This window comes from Bacillus thuringiensis (assembly GCF_001595725.1).
Lineage (GTDB): Bacteria > Bacillota > Bacilli > Bacillales > Bacillaceae_G > Bacillus_A > Bacillus_A thuringiensis_K.
The window spans coordinates 2599358-2618534 of the sequence record NZ_CP014282.1 but is presented as its reverse complement, the minus strand read 5'-3'; the positions used below and the strand labels follow the sequence as shown (position 1 = coordinate 2618534).

Genomic DNA, 19177 nt, shown 5'->3' with positions numbered 1-19177 from the left:
GGACGTTTAACGTATTAGCTTCATTTTCAAGAATGTGTATTCTCCAAAAAAATATTATTAGCCATATTCCTTTTTATGAAAAAATAATTGTATGCTTGAAAAAACTTATCGTATGAAAAGCTGAACGATTTATATTTCTAAAAAACTAATGTATAATATTGGGAACTGTATGTGATTTCTTAAACTGTGTGAACATATACTTTCGCTACTTACTAGAAGGGGAAACGGAAATGAATTTCAATATAAAAAAAGTTAGCGAAATTATAGAGTGTACGTCACAAACTTTAGAGTTTTTTTGCTAATTTAGTAAACGCTTAAGGTGTGAACTAAGGATTATTTAAATCATGCGAGAAAGGTTGTGAAATTATTTGATGGGTTATAAAGCGATGCTGTTTGATTTAGATGATACATTACTTGATAGGGATAAAGCAGTAGAGGCATTATTTTTAATTGTTTTAGAAAAGTGTTATGAAAATGTAGATGGTGCGGCTAAAAGCAACATGTTACAGAATTTCAAAGAATACGATAAAAGGGAATACGGCATGTGTGATAAAACAATAGTTTTAGAATCGTTGTTTGATGAATTCCCGCCGAAGTATAGATTGCCACGCAATTACATCCAAGATTTTTGGAATAATAATTTCCCTAGATGTTTTTCAATAGACCAAAATACTGTTCATTTCTTAAATCAAATAAAGAAGCACTTTAAAGTTGGAATTATAACAAATGGCTCAACTCAGAGGCAAAAAGCTAAAATATTTAACACGAATTTAAATAGGTATTTTGAAACAATCATTATTTCTGAAGAAGTGGGATTTAGTAAACCTGATAAACGTATATTCGAACTAGCATTAAATAAGCTAAATTTACAACCGGAAAATACTTTATTTGTTGGAGATGACTTAGAAAAGGATATTGCTGGTCCTCAAAATGCAAATATAAAAGGTGTGTGGTTTAACCCTCAGAAAATCAAGAATACTACGAAAATACAACCATATGCCGAGATTAACACTTTGGATAGTTTGTTAAGTTATGTTACTCCACAATATTTTTATAACAAGTAAAAGTAATTCCATATATATATTCAAAAATATAAAAAAAAAGGAACTATCATTAATTTCATTGACCGTATTAGTAATAAAAAAATATATATTTACAACAAAAAATAGAGGCCATTTTAATAGCTGAGGCTAATTTAATCTATGATTAATACGAAGTTTTGTAAAACAATTTTACTCATACTGTGTAAATTATAAAGGGGTGAGACTATGGAAATAAAGAAAGTAGTAATCGATGGAATCAATATTGCGGTTATTGGTATTAATATCGAATGTTCAGTCTGCATTAGATACTATGGCAACAGTTCAATATGAGGTAGATGCGAAACATATTATTATCCATAAATCTTTAATAAGTGAAGATTTCTTTGATCTAAAAACACGGCTTGCGGGCGATATCCTTCAACAGTTTATAAACTACAAGGTAAAGATTGCTATTGTTGGAGATTTCTCTATATATACTAGTAAAAGCTTAAAGGATTTTATTTATGAATGTAATAAAGGGAATGACATTTTTTACTTAGCAACTGAACAACAAGCAATTGAAAAACTAAGTACATTAAAGTAATAATTATATCCTGCTAAATTCCCCCATTTCACTTAGTTAATGATTATATACAATATAGAAGAACTGATGTTTGTGGTAAACTAAGAGATGAATAAAGGGGGAGTTTTTTTGAACAATTTTAATGATACGATCCGAAATTTAAACAATATAGTTTACAAACCTAACAATTTAATGATTACGAATCTAAAAGAAGAAAAGCAAAACGCAGAATATGCAGGATGTTTATTCCACTTAAATAACAAAACCATTCGTTTTAGAAAATCAAAATTGACTCCTAATAAAATTGGGCAATTTGTTTCTTTTTGGGAGAAAGATGAAAATATGCGAAATAGAGCTTTCTCTTATGAAGCTGCTCCTGATTTATTAGTAATCACTTGTATTGCTGATAATAAAGTAGGACAATTTATTTTTCCTAAAGAGATTCTTCTTAAAGAAAAAATATTGAGAACACAAAATCAAACAGGGAAAATGGCAATGAGAATTTATCCTGTTTGGGATACCACCGTTAGCAATCAAGCTAAAAAGAGCCAAACGTGGCAACGTCAATATTTTGTTGATTTAAGTGATAGTAATAAATTGCCTATAGATAAACTATTAAATTTATATTCGTAGCTTTTGGTTTGCCCCGAAAAGAAGTAATTACAGAAAAGATATTTGTAATGACGCCTTCTATTAATTTAACTCGTGAATCGTAATTTTTGTACCGGTACAGTTAAATGAAATGTACATTGTTACAGTGCCCCTTAAAATTTACAATCAGCATATATTATTTAAACTTATAAATTTTTAAGGGGTGCTAATTATGACAAGTTTACAAGATCAGATTTTCACAAGATTAAATCTAAAAAAACGTAATGAAGTAAAGTTTGAAGAATTACCTACTATACTCTTTTCGTTTGCGCACACTATACCATTTGAGAATTTAGATGTTATAGCACGAAATACGAATCAAATCTCTCTGGAAAACTTACGGGAGAAAATTTTAACTAGTTCCCGTGGTGGACTTTGCTACGAATTAAATACTCTTTTTTACTATTTCTTAAAAGACTGTGGCTATGATGTACAACTGGCATTGGGTACGGTTTATAAAAATGATATAAGTGCATGGGCACTTGAGGATGGCCATATAACAATTATTTTAACTTATGAAAATGTACAGTATTTAATTGATGTAGGTATAGCTTCGTTAGTACCTCTAGTTCCTGTACCTTTTACTGGCGAGTCTGTTTCTTCAAAAAATGGTTCGTACCGGGTGAGACGGAAAGATACGAGTAAAGGAAATTATGTTTTAGAAAGAATAGATACTGATGGAGAATGGAAAGTTTGTCATGCTTTTTATAAACATATTATTGATGAGATAGTAGTAAACGATGTTCAAAGAAGAGTGATAGAAGATGAGAAGTCTATTTTTAATAAAGGACCAATTGCAGTTAAGTTGACGAACTCCGGCCATATTTCATTAACGAATACAAGTTTAACTGAAATGATTCATGGGGAAAAAACTAAGCGTGAAATTACAGAAGATCAATATAGAGAGTTTTTATATACTTTATTTGCTATTAAGTTATGAATAATAAAGATAGCCGGTACTTATTCAGAAGTGGCTATCTTTATTATTTTTGGTGTAAATGGTTTTCGTCTAATATGTTTCGGAAACTGCGGTATAGTTAATGTTTTTAATATTTCCGTAGCTTCTTCATATGTATGAAAAACTGGCTTTTTTGCAGCAGGATAATATGATTTAAAGTTTGATTTTCTTAATACATATAATACACTAGAACAGTACGAAAAAGTATGTACAATGAATTTTGAATGTAAAGGAAGATTAATATGTCAGTTATTGATAAATTGAAACTTAATAAGTATACAAATATGGTCGTTATTAACGAACCAAGTAATTATGACATTTTTACAGGTAAAGAAACTGCATTCTCAAAAAAACACGATGCTATCTTTATATTTGTAGAAACGCTTGATGAAATGGTGAAACAAACGAATTTTATTATTAGTAATGAAGAATTACTAATTGAAAAAGGTTACGTGTTCTTCGCATATCCGAAAAAAGGTAATGCTCGTTATAGTACGTTTATTCACCGTGATGAGATGTTTCCGGCATTAAACGTTGGAGAAGATGGTTATGTGGGAGAAAGCGATATTAAATTTGCACGAATGGTAAGTATGGATGAAGTCTTTACTGTTGTAGGTTTAAAACGCGAGAAGAAAAAAACAACGAAAACATCTGCTATGAGTCAATGTGTTGCCGATTATGCAGATCGAATTAAAGATGTTGAAGCATTATTAGCTAATCATCCGAATGAACTTAAGTTTTATCAAAGTTTAACGCCTGGATACCAAAAAGATTGGGCACGTAATCTTTTTTCTGTGAAACAAGAAAAAACACGTGAAAAACGTCTAGAGAAAATGATAGAAATCCTTTCACAAGGCTATAAAACAATTGAATTATTCCGTAAAAAGAAAAAATAATGACTAAGAAAGTCACAATGCTGCAACAATTAATTGTGATGAGTACATTGAAAAAAGTATTCCTTCCATTATACTAAGGAATGTTCTTATATTTATATAATTAGCAAAAAGAGAAAAGGTGTTTGAAATGAAATCGTATATTGTAGTTGGATCTGGAATTTTAGGAGCGTCTACTGCTTATCATCTTGCTAAGGCAGGTGCGAATGTTACTATCGTGGATCGCCAACAATTAGGGCAAGCAACTGATGCAGGAGCAGGTATTGTATGTCCATGGCTATCACAGCGTCGTAATAAAGCATGGTATAAAATTGTTAAAGGCGGTGCACGTTACTATTCTTCGTTAATTCAGCAATTAGAAGAAGACGGTGAAACTGACACAGGATATAATCGTGTAGGTGCAATTAGTTTACATACTGACGAGAAAAAGTTAGATCAAATGGAAGAGCGAGCTTATAAACGACGTGAAGATGCCCCAGAGATTGGTGAAATCACTCGCTTATCAGCTGAAGAAACAAAAAAATTATTCCCGGCATTATCAGAAGAATATAGTTCTGTTCATATTAGTGGTGCTGCACGAGTAAATGGAAGATTATTACGCAATGCATTAATAAGTGCTGCGAAAAAACATGGTGCAACTTTTATAAAAGGCGATGCAGTATTAGTCCGTGAAGGAAATCATATTACTGGAGTTACAGTAAACGATGAAACACTTTTAGCAGAAAAGGTGATTGTAACTGCAGGCGCATGGGCGAACGAAATCTTGAACCCATTAGGAATTAATTTCTTAGTTACATTCCAAAAAGGACAAATTGTTCATCTGCAAATCGAAAATACAGCAACAGAAAATATGCCAGTTGTTATGCCACCGAACGATCAATATATTTTAACGTTTGACAATGGGCATGTCGTAATTGGTGCAACACATGAGAATGATACTGGTTTCGATCATCGTGTAACAGCAGGTGGTTTACATGAAGTATTCCATAAGGCATTAGCAGTTGCACCTGGCTTAGAAAATGCTACAATGCTTGAAACGAGAGTTGGATTCAGACCATTCACACCAGGATTCTTACCTGTTATCGGACCACTACCTAACTTTGAAGGAATTCTCGTTGCGAATGGATTAGGCGCTTCGGGTTTAACAGCTGGTCCATACCTAGGAGCGGAACTTGCTAAACTAGCGCTCGGACAAACGATTGAATTAGATTTAAATGATTATGATGTTGCTGGCGCAATTGAATAATATAGGGTACTGCTAACATTTAGAAAAAACCATGCCAAACATATTCGACAGGGAATAAGCAGTTTTTCCTCTGTTAAGAGTAAGCCTGTTTATGAAAAATAAAATTCTTTAAAAATAGAGGGCTGACATTATAAACCTGCATTAATAATGTAGAATTGTGATGTCGGCTCTTTATTTATATTTATTTAAAACTTATTTTCGAGAGGAGCTTAAGCAATGAGAGCACCATATCAAGTATTGATATTTCCTTATATAAAAACTGCCGATTCCATTCAATATGCTATTTTCAAACGAAGTGATTATGGTTATTGGCAAGGAATAGCTGGTGGCGGAGAAGACGGTGAGATTCCTATTGAATCAGCAAAACGGGAAGCGTTTGAAGAGGCTGGTATTACAAGAGAATGTCCATATATACAATTAGATTCTGTGTCTTCACTACCAGTAGAGGATGTAGTTGGAGGATTCCTTTGGGGCGAAGAGGTTTATGTAATAAAAGAATTTTCTTTTGCAGTTAAAGTCCCTACAAAAAACATATCATTATCTAAAGAACACTTCAATTATAAATGGTTATGCTTCGAGGAAGCAGTAACGCTTTTGAAATGGGATAGCAACAAAACAGCATTGTGGGAATTAAACAAAAGACTATTAAAACAATAAAAGTTTTTGCTAACAAAGATATTAGTGGAACAAGAATTGAACAATTAAAAAAACCTTGCTACACTTCTAAACAATGTTTTAGATTATAAAATAGAGTAATATAGATTTGGCATGGTTAATGAACTAAGAGAACTTGCACTAAGAAAAAACCTATACAGTTGACTTTGATAAAATGAAAATAGTTAAAAACATTTTTATGTCGTACGGTTTTTGGCTATGAATAACAGAATAAATATTAAGTATTCAACAGTTCAAATAGAACGATTCAGCTTTTTATTTTAAGAAGAAAGATGACTCGTTTTATGCTAAAATTCGCTTAGTGTAATATTTTCGTTAAAATGTGGGTGGGCCCCTTTTAGCAAAACCGGAGTGGGAATGATGAGTATAAATAGTTTTGTGGGATTGATAAAGGACGAATTATTAAAAGAGGTAAGAATAAGAAGTGTGGATGAATTCGAGCCTGTAGTAGTTAAAGATATTCCTAGACTTTGGAAGTGTTTAGGAACAGGTAATTATGCCGCAGTATTCATGCACAGAGAATACAAAGATTGGGTAGTGAAAGTTTACGTGCGAGAAGGAGAAGGAATTGAAAAAGAGTCAGAAGTATACCGAAGAATTGGAGATCATCCTTCTTATTCAAAGCTTATATATAAAGGAGAAAATTTCATAGTATTGAAACGTTTAAAAGAAATTACCTTATACGATGCTATTCATAAGGGGATTAAAATTCCTAAGCAGGTAATACTTGATATCAATGAGGCTTTAGAGTATGCGAGGGAACAAGGATTAACTCCTTGTGATGTTCACGGGAAAAATGTGATGATGGAAAAAGGAAGGGGATATGTAGTAGATGTATCTGATTTCTTAAAAACAAAAGAAGATAGTAAGTGGAGGGATCTAGAAAAGGCATATTTCACTTTTTATTTTCCTTTCATTTATAAATTGCCTTTCACTGTTAAAATACCGTATTTTATGTTAAACATTGTTAGACGTTCGTACAGAAAATATAAGAAGTTTAAAAAGAAATTTAAATTATAAAAGAACCACATATGTTCCTGAAAACGATTTGAATTCACATAAATAACTTTAGAAAAACTTTAAATTTTGTTTAGGGGATACTTCAAGACCTTAGCTTGCTAGGGATATGGTGCTACCTCAAAATATAAAAAGATTAGGAATGAATCCTAATCTTTTTATTTATACATATTTTTGTTAGTTATATCACTATCAATTCCAAAATGGGACATTTTGAATAAATGAAACCGTCAAAATAAGTGTTGATGCGGAACCAGCAGTTACTAAAGTTACTATCTTTCGTCCATTCTGTTCTTTTGAAGGTTTTATAAGTTCTGTAATTAACACAATCCATATTATGATAGAGACTATTGAAATAATATTTATAGACATATGTAACACATCCCTTCTTGTTTTTACATAAATATTTCTTCTTTTATAAAATAAAAGCAATTTAACAAGAAAATAGGTACCGCATTAAAAATCAATATTTTCCTGTTAAACCACCTTTTTTAAATAGAAATACGACTGATAAAACGATAACAACGGCCTTCAAACTGCCCCAATATGGATAAATAGCATGATCTGTTAGACTAGCATATTGAAAGAAATTCTCTAAGCCGAAAATTCCTATCATGACTGCTAAAATGAATGAAGCTGATCCATACTTCCCGTTATGATGGAGGGTAAATAAGTATAATGCACATATAAGTGGTACGATGATTTGTAATAAGAGTGTCATAATTAATCCCCCTAATATATCGATAATTATATTATATACAAAATTGTAATAAAAAGGAATGCGACTTATTTGATACTAACAGAACTACTCTAATCATATTCTTCTATAAAAAAGAGTAAAAAGGGGTGTACAGTTAATTGACAAAAGTTAAAGTTAGTTTACGACCCATTGTTCATAACGTAAATTTACCAACTGTATTGAAAACAACGATACTTCCAGGTGAATCGACCGAAAGACTATTTATCGCAACTCAATTAGGAGAGATTTTTTACATAGGGGACGGAGTTATAAAGACATTTTTAGATATTCGTCACCTAATTATTAAATTAGGTACATTTGAAGAAGGTGTTTCTAGTAGCGGTTATGATGAACGCGGATTGCTTGGACTTGCGTTCCATCCACACTTTTTTCAAAATGGGTTATTTTATCTTCATTATTCAGTAGCTGGAACTCAAGGTCCAGGTGCACTTTCTAAACAATTTAAACCGAATCCTTGTGACCCTAAAACTTTAAATTTAAAGTGGGTAAATAGAGATACTCAATATGATCATATTGATACAATTGAAGAATGGATTTTTCAATCAAACGGTCAACCTCAAAAACGTAGAACATTACTTAATATAAAACGCCCGTTTTTTAATCATAACGGAGTCAATAGCTTAAACTTTTCACCTGAGACTGGAAAACTTGTTTTTACAAATGGAGATGGCGGATCAGGTTATGATCCATTTAATTTAAGTCAAGATGATTTGGAAATAGCAGGAAAAATAATTGAAATCGATGTAAATAAAAATACATTTATAAATAACCCTCCTGTAGTTACACGTTTTAATGAACTTCCTTTATCTATACAAGAAACACTTACAGTAGTTGCAAAAGGAGTACGTAATATAACCGGCATTTCATTTCAAAGGTTTTATAATCAATATATCAAATACGCCGGAAATGTCGGACAGGATATTGTAGAGTCTGTTTTTTCATTTGTTCAATATAAACCTATACCAGTTACAGAACTTGTTCAAATGCATTTTATGAGGTTAACTCCCAATCAAGATGGTTTTATCAATTTTGGGTGGCGAGGATGGGAAGGGGATTTACCTACTTCTTTTATACGACATTGTTCCGAAAATCAGGCTTTGGATGAGAGAACAATGGTTTATTATGATGAAACAATACAAACTTCAGTGAAGCGTATTCTGCCTCTACTTAGTTATTTTCATAAAGATTCTAGAACAGATAAGTTTGGAGGAACTTCACTTACAGGAGTTCAGCCATATATGGGAAATGCAATTCCAAATTTAACAGGTAGCGTTGTTTTTACTGACCTTGCTAAGAAAGAAGATTTTCGACCACCAGTTAAGGGTGTTTTAGCTTATACTAGAGCAGGTACAGATGGTAAACATGCTGACTTTCATGCTATTGAAACCAATTATGATTTTGGTACGCAACCAGCTTATTATATGAGTTTAGGAACAAATTCGGATCAAACTAAATTATATTTAGGAGTTTACAGTTCTATGAAAGTAACTGATTTTAACAAAGGTACCATTTTTGAAATTATTCCTTGATACGATATAAATTCTCAGTTTAAAAACATAAAGAGTTTATTCTGCTTCCAAAACGCACAACTTGACTTGTCCCCCTAAAAATCTTCAATCTATAAGTATCTATTATATAGTGATTTATAACTAGTAGAAAGCAACTCATAAACCATAAGTGTATGAATAATATAGAAAGTAATGAATGTGGTATCTTTAGGGGGTATTTTAATGGATTGGTTTGTACGTTATTGGTATCAACTGATGATAGAACATGATACGAGCTTTGTTCATAAAAGAAAATTGTCCCTTGCGAATAAGTTAGTACTTACAGCTTTGATGAGTGCATTGGCCACCATGTTTCAAGCAGCTGGGAACTTAGTTCCTGGTATAGGTTTGCTCATTAGCCCATTTTCGACATTACCGATTTTTTTTGCTATTTTCTATTCTATTCGTGAGGGAATACTTTCTTATGTTCTTACTATTTTTCTATTATTTATTATTGAGCCCAGTGAACTAATTGTCTTTCCTTTTACTACAGGCTTATTAGGTCTATCCTTAGGAGTATCCTTTTTAAAATTAAAGAGGAGAATTTGGATTGTTTCTTTTTCAGCAACTTGTCTACTTATAGGTATTATGATCGTTCTCGATGTTTTCCACTTTCCGGTACTTGGTCCTGCTGTTCATACAACTATGGATATAAAAATTATTTTATCAATATTTATAATGAGCTTTCTATACTGTTGGATTTATGCAGGTTTTTGCAGAATAATGATGAATAGATTATATAAAGTGTTGTATTGATAATGGCATAATGAGGATTGGAGATTGAATTTATGACTAACGTTGCAGTTAGAAGACCGAATTTGAATGATGTAGATGAACTATATTTATTTTTCCGTATAGTTATTACGAATACATACAAAAATGAAGGATTGTCACAATTATTGGATGACATAGAAAATGAAATTAACTCAAAAAAGCAGTATTTGAAAAGTGATTTTGATAGTAACGGAGAAAGTCGTTACTTTTTATTAGCAATTGATACAAGTAACGATAAAATCATTGGAACAATCGAAATCGGTCCAGCAAGTACATTGATTAATAGTTGTACAGGTGGTGTACTTAAAAATTTGTATGAAATAGGAACTGTATTCATACTTCCGGAGTATCAAAGAAAGGGAATAGGGAGTTTATTACTACATACAATGTTTCTTACATTACTTAGCAGAGGGATAACAGAATATTGTTTAGATAGTGGATATAAAAATGCGCAAAGTATATGGATAAAAAAGTTTGGAAAACCTAGCTATGTATTGAAAGATTACTGGGGAGAATCCAGTGATCATATGATTTGGAAGAAAAGTTTACATGATACACCTATAATATTTGAATTATAAAATGAAATATGCCTTTGAGCATAGCTTTTCTTACTTATGTATGCTATTATTTATCTTTATAATAAAAGAGGACGTGAATGAACTTGATTAAAATTAATATTCCTGAAGCTGATGTTTCAATTACTGAACGTAAACAAGTTATTAAAGGAGACGAGCCAATCATTACTCCAATTAATGGATTTATCGATTTCCACTTGTTCCCTAGAGATAAAGGCGGCATTTTTATGTTTTACAATATTAATGACGAACTTCTTTTCGTAGGTAAAGCTCGTAAAATTAGACAACGTATTAAGAAGCATTTTGAAGATAATGTTTCACCAATTAAAAACCACCGTGATGAAGTATACCGCATTGATGCATGTATCGTAGAAGATCCAACAGAAAGAGAAATTTACGAAACATATATCATTAATGAATACAAAGCGAAATATAACGTTGATAAAGTATTCTACAAATAATCAACATTAATAAAAAGCAATCCTAGTTAATATGCCAGGATTGTTTTTTATTTAGATTTATTCTTCATATCTTTCTCCTTTTTTCAAATGATTAGCAGCAACAAAACAGATTACACCTATAAATATAAGTACAATACCAACCGTTTTATGTTTTCCCTCAAAGAAAGGAATATCTGAAATAACATTTGTCATACATAATCCTAAAAATACAAGGATAGGGCCCACCCAAAGTAATACATTACCGAATTTTTTGTGCTTCCACATAATAACCCTCCTTAATCCTCTTTACATATATATCCATAAATGAAAAGTAAATTCATAGAGAAATATAGTTTTTTTCATATCGAAAATTTAACCCTCATATATTGGTACAAGCAAAAGAGAAAGGAGAACATCATGAATTGGTTAGAAGCTTTCATACTAGGTATAATTCAAGGTTTAACAGAATTTTTACCAATCAGTAGTACCGGACATCTTTATTTAGGAAGGCATTTGTTCCGATTAGATGAGGCTGGCTTATTTTTAGATACGATGCTGCATATTGGGACTTTACTTGCGGTGTTTATTTATTACAAAAAAGAATTTATATATTTAATTAAAAATCCATTTTCAAAATTAATGCTGCTACTTATTGTCGGAACGATACCCGCAGTTGTAATCGGATTGTTGTTTAAAGATTTTTTTGAGGATATTTCAAAAACAGGTATTACAATTGGTTGGGAGTTTTTAGTGACAGGATTCTTTCTCTACTTGGCGGATAAACAAAAGAATGGTCGTAAAAAAATGGACGACATTACATATAAAGATGCATTTATTATCGGTTCATTTCAAGCGGCTGCTATTTTTCCGGCAATTTCTCGTTCTGGAATGACAATCGTCGCTGCATTATGGAGGAAGTTGGACCGCGAAACTGCTGCTTACTTTTCTTTCTTATTATCAACGCCAGCGATTGTCGGAGCTATCATTTTGCAATTTGTAGACGTTTTTCAAGGGAAAGCAGAATCTATTTCTAGTACATCTTTAATTGTCGGAACGTTATCAGCAGCGTTTTTTGGATATATAGCTGTTTCATGGATGATTCAATATTTAAAACGTCACTCCTTAAAAGTATTCGCGTATTACGTATGGGGATTAGGTATTTTAATTTTAATGTTGCAATTTACTGATGTATTTTAAGTATAATGATAAAGAAGTTAATTAGTTTAAGATCCTGTTTCATTCATACAAGGCAGGATCTCTTTTTATTAAGGGGGAAAATATGTTTAATAAGGCTATCGTTATTGGTGGAAGCATGGCAGGAAAGTTTGCAGCAAAAGCATTATCAACTTCTTTTAAAGAAGTAATCATTATAGAAGCTGGTGAAAGATGGGATGGAAAGTCTTCGATAAAAAGAGTTCCACAAAGTAATCATCCTCATGTGTTATTAAAAGGTGGAGAAATCGCAATTGAGGAATTGTTTCCTAATATTACGAATGAATTAATAGAAGCGGGTAGTATTATAAACAACTTTACGCGTGATTTGAAATGGAATCAATTCGGTCTATGGAAACAACCGTTCATAGGGGAAATACATATGATTCAACAAAGTCGTCCTTTGCTAGAATGGCATATTCAAAAACGAATACATCAAATTTCAAATATTACTATTAAATATGGAACATTGGTTAAAGGGTTATTGGTAGATGCAAAGCTTAACAAAGTGTGTGGAGTAAAAGTTAAATATTTAGAGACAGACACACAAGAAGAAGTTCATGCGGATCTTGTAGTTGATGCGAGTGGATTTGGCTCGAAAAGTATAGAGTGGCTACGAGAATACGAAATTGAAGTAAAAGAAGAGAAAGTTCGTATTGATTTATTTTACGCAACGAAAATGTTCAAACTTAAAGAAAATGAGGAGTTAGACTGTTGTAACATGCTAATGTCTCCGAGTTTCCCTGATAACCCTTATGGTGTTCTTATTCAAACGATAGAAGATAATCGTTATTTTGTTACTTTTAGTGGATACGCAAATGAGAAAGCACCACAAACAGATGATGAGTTTTATGATTTTGCTGAAAACCTATCAATTTCTAATGTTACAGATTTCCTAAATAAGGCTGAGGGAATTACTGATATAAAGACATACAAAATTCCTTATCAAGTACGCCGGCGATTTGATTTAGTGAATAATGTACCAGAAGGATTATTAGTTGTTGGAGATGCGCAATGTCGTTTTGATCCCGTTTTCGGCCAAGGTATTTCAGTTGCTGCTATGGAGGCTCACCAATTGCAATTACTTTTGCAAGATAGAAAACAACTTGATAAAACATTTACACAACAATTTTATAAAAAGGCAGCTACTATAATAGAAACCGCTTGGGATATGACAACAACAGAAATTTCACGTCACCCGCAACTAAAGAGAGAATTAACTACAAAACAAAAATTTCAGCTATGGTATACGAAACAAATATATCGACTATCTGCAAGTAATTCTGATGTTTATATTCGGTTAGTACGAGTGATGAATTTAATTCGTAGTCCATTTCATCTTTTTCATCCGAAAGTGCTACTAGCTGTATTACTTAATCGAAAGAAATAGCAGGAATATAATTGATTAAAAAAGAATGTATAACATTTAGTAAATCAAGAAGGAGAATACGGGATGGAAATATACATAGAGCAACTAAAGAAACAAGATGCTAAGGATTTATATACGTTTGAACTTACGAATAAATCTTTTTTTGAAACAATGGTACCAAATCGTGGCTCAAAATATTTTGAATTTGAATATTTCCAAAAACTACTAGACGATTTATTAATAGAACAGGTGGATGGAAATTCTTATTTTTATTTAATTCGTAATGAAGAAAAAGAAATTGTAGGACGAATCAATTTAGTAGATATAGATACAGAAACTCGAATTAGTTCGCTAGGGTATCGGGTCGGAGAAAAATTTACTAAAAAAGGAGTTGCAACAGCAGCCGTAAAATTAATTTTAGATGTAGCGAAAAATAATGAAATTACTGAAGTTCATGCTAAAACAACGACTAATAATCTCGCATCACAAATTGTACTAGAAAAAAGCGGATTTTCTTCTTATCAAAACGAATCAGATGTAACATCTGTAGAATTACATGGAGAACATGTGAAGTTTGTACACTATATTTGGAGAAATACTTCGCGCTTATAATAAGGAGGACTTATTCATGAATGATTTACGTTATCCAATTGGCCAATTTACATACAAACGTCCTATAACTGCAGAAATGATTGATACATGGATTCAAGAAATTGAAGATTTACCTAATGAACTAACAAAGGCAATTAAAGATTTAGATCAGAAGCAGTTAGATACACCATATCGCGTTGGAGGTTGGACTGTACGTCAAGTAGTTCATCACGTCGTTGATAGCCATATGAATAGCTACATACGCTTTAAATTAGCACTGACAGAAAAGAATCCAACTATTAAGCCGTATAAAGAAGAGAAGTGGGCAGAGTTACCCGATTCAAAATTACCGGTAGATGTTTCACTAGTAATGCTAGATTCATTACATAAAAGATGGGTTAACCTGTTATATTCTCTAAAAATTGAAGATTTAGAAAAGACATTTAACCATCCTGAAACTGGTGAAACAAAACTTGCTGTTGCAATAGGACTATACGCATGGCATGGTCGTCACCATACCGCTCATATTACTTCTTTAAGAAAGCGTCTAAATTGGTAACATGGAGATTATATTAGAGAAGGCGACAGAAACTGATGCAGAAGTTATATTTCAAATGCAAATAGACTCATTTAGCTCTTTATTACATAAATATAAAGACTATGAAACAAATCCAGCAAATGAAACTATCGAAAAAACTATTTGTAGAATAAATCATGTAGACGGTGGCTTCTATAAAATAATAGTGGCTATGAATCTTGTTGGAGCGATATGCATTTCACAAAAAGAAACACCCTCTAAATTTTGGATCAGTCCAATGTTTATTCACCCGAGTTATCAAGGAAAAGGAATTGCCCAAAAGGTACTTACATTAATTGAGGAAATGTTTCCTGAAGCAACGAGCTGGAAACTTGCTACTATTTTAGAAGAAGTGAAAAATTGTTTTTTGTATGAAAAGATGGAGTATAAAAGAACAGAAGCTAAAAAGAAATTAAATGATAAAACTACACTTGTTTATTAAAAAAAAGAAAGGTAAAGCATACAAAATACGCTTTACCTTTCTACATTATTTAAGATTAAATATACAAAAATAATGTATATTCTTCCAAAATACTCGGGTTAGTAATTTTTGAAATGAATAAAAATACAAAAACCACTACTTTGTCGTAAAGGTTACTAACGCTTTTTGAATGCTTAAAATACTATCGTCACCTTTAAATTCTTTCGTAATTGGATCCTCCATACTAGACACCCAAATTTTAAGTTCTGCATCTAAATCAAAATGCCCAGCCGTTTCGATGCTATATTGTGTAATACTTTTATAAGGAATAGAATGGTATTCTGTTTTTTTGCCAGTTACTCCTTGTTTATCTACTAAAATAAGACGACGATTTGTAAATACGATTAGATCACGAATTAATTTATAAGCATGCTCTACTTTTTCATCGTCTAGCATAATCTTCTCTAAATCACGTTCTACACTTTCAGAACTCGTATTTGATGCATTTCCTAAAATACCGCTAAATAACCCCATATTAAATTCCTCCTTTAATATATGTGGAATGAATTACTTATATTGTAACATGTTACTCTCAAAGATATTATGACTTTACTTTAGTAGTTTCTGGTTATTGTTGTAATTAGTTTATATAACCTCATCTTAAAATCTTATGCTAATATGGAATTAAGAAAAAAGAAGCAGAGGGATATAGCATGAAGAATACCGGTTTAGTATTAGAGGGCGGAGGAATGAAAGGTTTATATACTGCAGGTGTACTCGAATATTTCATGGAAAAGAACTTATTCTTTCCGTATGTAGTCGGCGTATCAGCTGGCGCCTGTATGGGAGCAACCTATTTGGCGCGTCAAAAAGGGAGAAATAAGAAAGTAAATACAGAGCTAGTATCAGATTACAGGTATATATCTTACCGAAACTTAATTCGAAAACGTGAATTATTTGGGATGGACTTTTTATTTGATGAAGTACCTAATAAAATTGTTCCATTTGATTTTCAAACTTTCTTAAACTGTAATGAACAATTTGTTATAGGGACGACTGATTGCGAATCAGGACAAGCTGTTTATTATAATAAAAAAGAACATGGAAATGAAATTTTAAAAATCATCCGTGCATCCAGCTCAGTGCCGTTTATAGCGCCTGCTGTAGAGTATGATAATCGAAAATTGCTAGATGGAGGAATTATAGATCCTATACCGGTTTTAAAAGCTCAAACTGATGGTTATGAAAAGAACGTTGTAATTATGACAAAGCCAGAAGGATATGAGAAGCAGCGAAATAAATTTTCTGGACTAGTTAAAATTCTATATAGAAAATATCCAAAAATCGCAGAGAATTTAGTAGACCATTATCGTTTTTATAATGAGACAATATCTTATATGAATCAAATAGGACAAAAAGATAACTTTTATATCATTCAGCCTAGCGAACAACTTCCAATAAGCGGAATAGAAAGAAATAAAGAAAAACTCATTAATTTATATAATCTTGGCTATACAGATGCTAAATACCATTATGAAAACTTATTAAATTGGATAGAGAAATAAAGGAGGAGAAAGTTGAAGTTAGGAAAACGAATTATTTTTAAAGAATTGCAGAAAATGCATAGTCTACTGAATAAACCGTTTTCTTATCGTGCTACAGCAAAATTGCAACGAGACCTAAAAAGTAAATTTACCGAAGATGATTGTATAAACGCTGATTTTAATCATTATTGGATGCATACAGCAGCTACTTTAAATTCTATACTAAATGGAAACGAACAGAACATTACGTTTCAACAAATAAAGTGGTTAAGAAAATCGTTTTTTGAGTGGTTTCCGCAATATCGTTTTCTAGAAACAGAAATTGTGAATTATCCCATTTTGTATAGAGATTTCATAAGTTATGAGAAGACCAGGAAGCTATTACTTTATTACCTTACTGAATAAAAGCGAAAACGTACAGGTTACATTACTTGTACGTTTTTTTGTTCATAAAACATTCAATATTAACAACTAGTTTATATAGGAATTCTAACGAGAAGAAAGAAGTACACATAATAGAATGATGCAGGGGAGGAGAGAGGAATAGCTGTTTTGCTTTAAGTTATTGTCCAACTCGAATACAGTTAGTTATTTATGTTAAAATATTTCGAGTGAAATCAAGCTTTTAAGGATTTCATTGAACATTAAACAAAACAAGTTAGCAACGTAGAAGGGATAACATTAACATGAAAAACGTATCAAATATAGATAAAGTAGAATCAATAAAATCTTTACAGTCAACAATTAGTAAACTTGAAAATGCCTTATCACAGATGACTCAAAAAGGATTAAATACTACTTTAGTGAAAAAAAGACTCAAAGCAGCTAGTATCGGCTTAGCTATGTTAGAAAGTGTTTGGAAGCAAGAAACTCATAATTATACTCAGGAAGATTTAGCAGAAGCTCGTAATGTTCTGATTGGTTTGCTTCCATCAATTGAAAAGATTTACGTTAAGTCAAAGCTTGGTAGTCCTCAAAGAACGCTTTTAGAAAGAAGAATAAAATCGTTGGAACTTTCTATTCAGGCAATTGATTATTTTTCTAATAAATAACTTCGCTAAACAAATAACTTACGACTACTTTTATATAGGGATTCTAATGAAAAAAACTACATATAGAATACTACAAAGGAGGAAGAGAGGTGACTACAATAATCAGTCCTAAGTTAGAGAAGCTTAAAAATCAATTAAAGAATGGAAACGAAAAAGCTCTTTATACTTTTTTGCATGAAATAAAGTCAAATCACACGCCACTAATAGAACAATGCCCTGCAGATAATCAGTATAAGCTTATAACGTATATATGGTTAGGGGATCAAAACACTGAAAACGTTTATGTATTCGGTAGTTTTCCTGGTTGGGATTTGTCTGTAAATCAATTACAACGATTGTTACAGACAGATATTTGGTATGTAACGTTTAGGACGGATAAGAGTTTTATTTCAACGTACTATTTTTCAGTAAACGATGTTTTCGAAAATGATTGGATAAAGCGTAGTGAACAGTACGAAATAGACCAATTTAATCGAAATACATTTGGAGAAGGTACCAATAAAGCGTCTGTGTTAAACATAGGAATGGAGGTGCAATATAGCAGTCGTTTTCCTTCAAAGGATTATCCATCCGGAAAGATTGAAACATATTCTTTTTATAGTTCGATTTTAAATAACACACGCAAAATTCATATTTATACGCCTCATGATTATTCTCACACTTCACATCTTCAAGAACTTCTCATTGTATTTGATGGGAATTCATTCATTCAGAGCCTTTCAATTGAAAAAACACTTAATTATTTAATTTACGAAAAAGAAATCCCATCTTGCATTGCTGTTGCTATAGATCCTGTTGATCGATTAGAAGAGCTAACTTATAACGATAAAATGAATACATTTTTAACAAAGGAATTACTTCCGTGGATTCAATCTAAGTATCACGTTTATCAAGAAAGGAATCATACAACAATTGCTGGTTTCAGTCTTGGTGGCCTAGCAGCTTTTTATGCAGCGCTTTAAAATCCACATGTTTTCGGAAACGTGTTGTCAATGTCTGGATCCGTGCATTGGAAAAAGGATGGTTATGAAAATCAAATTTCATCTATAGATTTAAATGCGACTCAACCTCATTTTTATATTGCAGCAGGAGAACTCGAAAACAAACCTCTTTTAACGGCTAATAGACGCCTGTATAAAGCTTTAAAAGAAAAAGAGTATCCAGATTACTTATGAAGAGTTTCAAGGCGGATATGACGGTATTTGGTGGCGAGAAAAGTTATTTGATGGATTGAAAGCATTGAAACGTACAAAAACGCTACTATAAAATG

Annotated in this window: 23 protein-coding genes and 2 pseudogenes; 21 read left to right on the top strand and 4 right to left on the bottom strand. The window is 31.9% G+C overall.

What is annotated here, in order from left to right; genetic code table 11:
• Positions 1 to 371 precede the first annotated feature (371 nt).
• The 8 genes and pseudogenes from AXW78_RS13170 to AXW78_RS13135 all read left to right on the top strand — a co-directional run bounded on the left by AXW78_RS13170 (position 372) and on the right by AXW78_RS13135 (position 7048).
• Positions 372 to 1064, top strand: coding sequence for an HAD family hydrolase (locus tag AXW78_RS13170; protein ID WP_000540720.1), 693 nt, complete (start codon positions 372 to 374; stop codon positions 1062 to 1064).
• A 204-nt stretch (positions 1065 to 1268) separates the two neighbouring features.
• A pseudogene (locus AXW78_RS13165) lies at positions 1269 to 1626 on the top strand (DUF4180 domain-containing protein).
• A gap of 108 nt (positions 1627 to 1734) precedes the next feature.
• The gene (locus AXW78_RS13160; RefSeq protein WP_061884251.1) at positions 1735 to 2238 is read left to right on the top strand and encodes a MepB family protein; all 504 of its coding nucleotides are present in this window, start codon (positions 1735 to 1737) and stop codon (positions 2236 to 2238) included.
• 190 nt (positions 2239 to 2428) lie between these two features.
• On the top strand, positions 2429 to 3196 hold the full coding sequence (locus tag AXW78_RS13155; RefSeq protein WP_000202737.1) for an arylamine N-acetyltransferase family protein: 768 nt from the start codon (positions 2429 to 2431) through the stop codon (positions 3194 to 3196).
• A gap of 260 nt (positions 3197 to 3456) precedes the next feature.
• Positions 3457 to 4110, top strand: coding sequence for a YdeI/OmpD-associated family protein (locus AXW78_RS13150; RefSeq protein ID WP_000110857.1), 654 nt, complete (start codon positions 3457 to 3459; stop codon positions 4108 to 4110).
• A gap of 127 nt (positions 4111 to 4237) precedes the next feature.
• A complete protein-coding gene (locus AXW78_RS13145; protein ID WP_000844392.1) occupies positions 4238 to 5353 on the top strand; it encodes an NAD(P)/FAD-dependent oxidoreductase in 1116 nt (371 codons plus the stop codon).
• A 216-nt stretch (positions 5354 to 5569) separates the two neighbouring features.
• Complete coding sequence (locus AXW78_RS13140; protein WP_001202585.1) at positions 5570 to 6010, top strand: NUDIX hydrolase; 441 nt, start codon at positions 5570 to 5572, stop codon at positions 6008 to 6010.
• Positions 6011 to 6388: 378 nt separating this feature from the next.
• Positions 6389 to 7048, top strand: a complete 660-nt coding sequence (locus AXW78_RS13135; RefSeq protein WP_000026516.1) for a protein kinase family protein — start codon at positions 6389 to 6391, stop codon at positions 7046 to 7048.
• A 189-nt stretch (positions 7049 to 7237) separates the two neighbouring features.
• Here AXW78_RS13135 and AXW78_RS13130 read toward each other — a convergent pair whose 3' ends face one another.
• Positions 7238 to 7417: a hypothetical protein gene (locus tag AXW78_RS13130; RefSeq protein ID WP_000026326.1), complete on the bottom strand. Its 180-nt coding sequence runs from the start codon at positions 7415 to 7417 to the stop codon at positions 7238 to 7240.
• A gap of 91 nt (positions 7418 to 7508) precedes the next feature.
• Complete coding sequence (locus AXW78_RS13125; RefSeq protein ID WP_061884250.1) at positions 7509 to 7766, bottom strand: hypothetical protein; 258 nt, start codon at positions 7764 to 7766, stop codon at positions 7509 to 7511.
• Between the two features lie 137 nt (positions 7767 to 7903).
• Between AXW78_RS13125 and AXW78_RS13120 the strand changes: the two genes are divergently transcribed.
• The 4 genes from AXW78_RS13120 (at position 7904) to AXW78_RS13105 (ending at position 11162) form a co-directional block, all read left to right on the top strand.
• Positions 7904 to 9334 (top strand): PQQ-dependent sugar dehydrogenase, encoded by a 1431-nt coding sequence (locus AXW78_RS13120; protein WP_061884249.1) that lies wholly within the window; start codon positions 7904 to 7906, stop codon positions 9332 to 9334.
• Positions 9335 to 9535: 201 nt separating this feature from the next.
• Positions 9536 to 10108, top strand: a complete 573-nt coding sequence (locus AXW78_RS13115) for a YybS family protein (protein WP_061884248.1) — start codon at positions 9536 to 9538, stop codon at positions 10106 to 10108.
• Between the two features lie 32 nt (positions 10109 to 10140).
• A complete protein-coding gene (locus tag AXW78_RS13110) occupies positions 10141 to 10704 on the top strand; it encodes a GNAT family N-acetyltransferase (protein WP_000185960.1) in 564 nt (187 codons plus the stop codon).
• A gap of 77 nt (positions 10705 to 10781) precedes the next feature.
• Positions 10782 to 11162: a nucleotide excision repair endonuclease gene (locus tag AXW78_RS13105; protein WP_001048941.1), complete on the top strand. Its 381-nt coding sequence runs from the start codon at positions 10782 to 10784 to the stop codon at positions 11160 to 11162.
• A gap of 57 nt (positions 11163 to 11219) precedes the next feature.
• On the opposite strand, the gene AXW78_RS13100 is transcribed toward AXW78_RS13105, so the two are convergent.
• Positions 11220 to 11426: a hypothetical protein gene (locus tag AXW78_RS13100; protein WP_000265461.1), complete on the bottom strand. Its 207-nt coding sequence runs from the start codon at positions 11424 to 11426 to the stop codon at positions 11220 to 11222.
• Positions 11427 to 11558: 132 nt separating this feature from the next.
• Here AXW78_RS13100 and AXW78_RS13095 point away from each other — a divergent pair, with 132 nt between their 5' ends.
• From AXW78_RS13095 to AXW78_RS13075, 5 genes are all read left to right on the top strand, one after another.
• Complete coding sequence (locus tag AXW78_RS13095; RefSeq protein ID WP_001104297.1) at positions 11559 to 12338, top strand: undecaprenyl-diphosphate phosphatase; 780 nt, start codon at positions 11559 to 11561, stop codon at positions 12336 to 12338.
• An 82-nt stretch (positions 12339 to 12420) separates the two neighbouring features.
• Entirely contained in the window at positions 12421 to 13743 is a 1323-nt protein-coding gene (locus tag AXW78_RS13090; protein WP_000482046.1) for an FAD-dependent oxidoreductase, read from the top strand.
• A gap of 63 nt (positions 13744 to 13806) precedes the next feature.
• Positions 13807 to 14334 carry a GNAT family N-acetyltransferase gene (locus tag AXW78_RS13085; protein WP_000409248.1) on the top strand — a complete coding sequence of 176 codons (528 nt, stop codon included), beginning with the start codon at positions 13807 to 13809 and terminating at the stop codon, positions 14332 to 14334.
• A 16-nt stretch (positions 14335 to 14350) separates the two neighbouring features.
• On the top strand, positions 14351 to 14872 hold the full coding sequence (locus AXW78_RS13080; protein WP_000999057.1) for a YfiT family bacillithiol transferase: 522 nt from the start codon (positions 14351 to 14353) through the stop codon (positions 14870 to 14872).
• A 1-nt stretch (position 14873) separates the two neighbouring features.
• Entirely contained in the window at positions 14874 to 15332 is a 459-nt protein-coding gene (locus AXW78_RS13075; protein WP_061884247.1) for a GNAT family N-acetyltransferase, read from the top strand.
• Between the two features lie 135 nt (positions 15333 to 15467).
• Here AXW78_RS13075 and AXW78_RS13070 read toward each other — a convergent pair whose 3' ends face one another.
• Entirely contained in the window at positions 15468 to 15845 is a 378-nt protein-coding gene (locus AXW78_RS13070) for a PH domain-containing protein (RefSeq protein ID WP_000522472.1), read from the bottom strand.
• Positions 15846 to 16024: 179 nt separating this feature from the next.
• On the opposite strand from AXW78_RS13070, the gene AXW78_RS13065 reads away from it, so the two are divergent.
• The 4 genes and pseudogenes from AXW78_RS13065 to AXW78_RS13050 all read left to right on the top strand — a co-directional run bounded on the left by AXW78_RS13065 (position 16025) and on the right by AXW78_RS13050 (position 19173).
• Positions 16025 to 16876, top strand: coding sequence for a patatin-like phospholipase family protein (locus AXW78_RS13065; protein WP_061884246.1), 852 nt, complete (start codon positions 16025 to 16027; stop codon positions 16874 to 16876).
• A gap of 12 nt (positions 16877 to 16888) precedes the next feature.
• The gene (locus AXW78_RS13060) at positions 16889 to 17260 is read left to right on the top strand and encodes a YxiJ-like family protein (RefSeq protein ID WP_000765932.1); all 372 of its coding nucleotides are present in this window, start codon (positions 16889 to 16891) and stop codon (positions 17258 to 17260) included.
• A gap of 281 nt (positions 17261 to 17541) precedes the next feature.
• A complete protein-coding gene (locus tag AXW78_RS13055) occupies positions 17542 to 17907 on the top strand; it encodes a hypothetical protein (RefSeq protein WP_061884245.1) in 366 nt (121 codons plus the stop codon).
• Between the two features lie 89 nt (positions 17908 to 17996).
• A pseudogene (locus AXW78_RS13050) lies at positions 17997 to 19173 on the top strand (alpha/beta hydrolase-fold protein).
• Positions 19174 to 19177 lie beyond the last annotated feature (4 nt).